At 59.9% G+C, this 2,967-nt stretch carries 4 protein-coding genes; all 4 read right to left on the bottom strand.

All coding sequences use genetic code 11. The annotated features are described in order from the left end of the window. A partial coding sequence (locus VGI36_20140) for a hypothetical protein (GenBank protein HEY2487460.1) occupies positions 1-240 on the bottom strand: 240 nt, incomplete at its 3' end. 81 nt (positions 241-321) lie between these two features. Next, complete coding sequence (locus tag VGI36_20145; GenBank protein HEY2487461.1) at positions 322-531, bottom strand: YezD family protein; 210 nt, start codon at positions 529-531, stop codon at positions 322-324. Between the two features lie 218 nt (positions 532-749). Next, a complete protein-coding gene (locus VGI36_20150) occupies positions 750-1,592 on the bottom strand; it encodes an LLM class F420-dependent oxidoreductase (protein ID HEY2487462.1) in 843 nt (280 codons plus the stop codon). Positions 1,593-1,625: 33 nt separating this feature from the next. Continuing rightward, positions 1,626-2,967, bottom strand: a 1,342-nt coding sequence (locus VGI36_20155) for an amidohydrolase family protein (protein ID HEY2487463.1), incomplete at its 5' end; no start/stop codon positions are given.

Here is a 2,967-nt window from a genome sequence, read left to right on the forward strand (position 1 = left end):
GAAGTCGACCGTTACGAACGACGCGGCAATGCTGATGCACGAATCATCGCCGTTGAGCCCCTGCGCCGCGGTGAGATTGAGCCCGACTTTGTACGTGCCGGGGCTCGCGATGACGCAGCCGCACGAACCGATTGTCGGGGTGCAATTGTTCTGATCCTTTGACCCGCTTAATGCTGGACTCGCAAATGCTAGAACCAGTCCGGCTGCGCCTACGAATTTGGACAACAGTTGTTTGCTCATTGTGCTCCTTCGCTCTGTGCGAAACCTCCGGTTGTCCGGTCAGCTCTGTTCTTCCCGATTCTTATTGTTGGCGGGACCGTTCTACGCCGTAACGCGAACTTGACCGTCTTTGCGCACGTCGAGCCGGAATTTTTCCTTGCGCTCGATCTGCACGACCCTGCCGTCTTGGATGACGATCTCGACCGATCCAAAACGGAGGCCTCCGATTGCCTGAGCGATGCGCTCCAAAAGGAAGGGATCGATGGTCTGTACGTCGACTTTCCTGTCTGGTTCTATAGATAATTTATCCAATTGATTTACTCATCTGATTCCTCAAAAAAAGGTTCAGTCTGGCCTCCATGTACGCAAAAAATACCCGTCTTTGCTTGACTACTAGCTTCTCCCCAGCCAATTCATAATATTGTCGATTGGATAACTTGACTAAATGTAACGAAGCAGTCAAGAGCGGGAAACGCGGCGCTGCCCGTTCCCGCTTGGGGCCAAGCTCTCGTTTCTGGCGAGGTCAGACCTTAGCGATATTTTGCTGCGACGTTCGCGTAGTTATCCAGCATCGGCAGGATCTTCTCGCGCCGCTCGGAAGGCAGCGGGAAAATCAACCTCTCAAAACCCAGATCGATGAAGCTCTTGATCTCATCGTCCTTCGACGGCGATCCGAACAGTGATAGCGATAGTCCTTTACGCCCGGTTTTCTTTTCTGCCTCGCGCAGCTGTTTGACGCCGCCCGCGAAGTCGTAGCGCGGAAAGTTGATTGGCAACCATCCGTCGCAGTACTCCGCCGCGCGCTCGAACACGCGCTTCGACTGCGAACCAAGCAGGACGGGAGGTCCGCCCGGCTGCACCGGCTTGGGGAAAGACCAGATGGGATCGAAGTTTACAAACTCGCCGTGAAACTCCGCGGCTTCCTTGGTCCAGATCTCGCGCATCGCCAGGATCTTCTCCTTGACGATTTTCCACTTGCGCTTGGCGTCTGCCCCGTGATTCGCCATCTCCTCCACGTTCCATCCTGCGCCGATTCCGAACAGCACGCGCCCGCCGGAGATCATGTCGAGCGACGCGACCTCCTTGGCCAGGGTGATCGGATCGCGCTCGATGACGAGGCAGACCCCGGTGCCGAGCTTGAGCTTCTTGGTCGCCGCCGCGGCCGCACCCAGAGCCACGAACGGATCGTGCGTATGCCAATACTCCTTAGGGAGATCGCCGCCGCCCGGCCAAGGCGTCCTGCGCGATGCCGGAATATGCGTGTGCTCCGGGAACCATAGCGACTCGAAGCCGCGCTGTTCGCTTTCCTGCGCCAACTCGATCGGCTGAATCGCGTAGTCCGTTGAGAACATAGAAAGTGCAAACTGCGTCACGACAAGCTCTCCTCAGGTTTCGGTTACGAAGTTTCAGTTGGCTCGTGAACGGAGCACCTTGCCCGGCAGGTTACCGGCGTGCTTGCCGTGCTCGTAGAGCACCTCGCCGTTGACCACCGTGTACTCGATTCCTTCCGCCGGCATCACCAGCCTGCGCCCTCCGCCAGGCAGATCGTTCTGCATCTTGGCCCGCTTGGCGGAACCCACCGTGCGCGCATCGAAGATGGCCACATCGGCAGGCAGTCCCGTCTTGAGCCGGCCGCGATCCTTCAGTCCGAAGAAGTCCGCCGGTTCGGAGGTGATTCGCTTGACCGCCTGCTCCAGCGTGAGCGCCTGGCGCTCGCGTACCCACGTGCCGAGCAGGTAGGTGCAATAGCCCGCATCGCAGAGCATGTTCACGTGCGCGCCGCCGTCGGAGAGGCCGATCATGGTGCGCGAGTCGGTGATCAATCGGCGGATCCCCTCCTCGTGGTACTGCTGCATCGTATACTGGATGTTCAGGTCGTCTTCGAGCGCGAGGTCGAAGAACGTGTCGAGCGGATCCTTGCCGCGCATCTCCGCCGCCTCTGCCACGGTCTTGCGCTCGTATTGCTTGAGGGCGTCATTCGTCACTTCCAGCACCTCGACCCGGTTCCAGCGCCCTTGGAAAAGATGCGGCCGCTTCAGTTCCTCTCGGAACGTGCCGCGGAAACTCGGATCGCGGTAAAACTCCTTCTGCTTCTCCAGGGTCTGGTTGAACACCGGTCCCCACATCGCCATGTCCGCGAACGAGAACGGGTTGCGCAGGTCCATCTGGACGCTGAATGGTTTGCAAAGGATCTGTGGCACCCCGCCGCGCGAAATCAGGGGTTCGAGGCGATGGAGAATGTCGTCGGTCGCCTCCGGCTTGTCGGGGCGCGAGGCGATCGCGAGCCACGTCACCGGCCGCCCGCTTTCCTCCAGGAGGAACTTCAGCAGGTCGGACTCCTCATCCGAGACCCTTCCGATGCGCTGCGTTAGCGCCACCTCGATCGAACCGCGGCCGAGGCGCTTGAGCTCATTTGCGTATGCCTTCAATTCGTCACGCGATGCCAACCGGCAGGCGAGAGGGCGCCCCTGGAAGCCGATGTGCTGCGCGAGCGTGGTGGTGGAAAATCCGACTGCGCCCGCCTGGACCGCCTCCCCGAGCAACGATGCGATTTTCTGAATCTCGTCGGGCCGCGCCTCGCGCTCCATCGACTCTTCGCCAAACACGAAATGGCGAAACTGGGTCAGTGGCGCGAGGAACGCGAGATTGATTCCCGAACCACGGCGCGCGGCCGCGTCCAAAGATTGAGGAAAGCTTTCCCATTCCCAGGTGATCCCGCGCGACAGCGCGTCAAACGGAATCGCCTCG

The sequence above is a fragment of the Candidatus Binataceae bacterium genome (assembly GCA_036495685.1).
Taxonomy (GTDB): Bacteria; Desulfobacterota; Binatia; order Binatales; family Binataceae; genus JAFAHS01.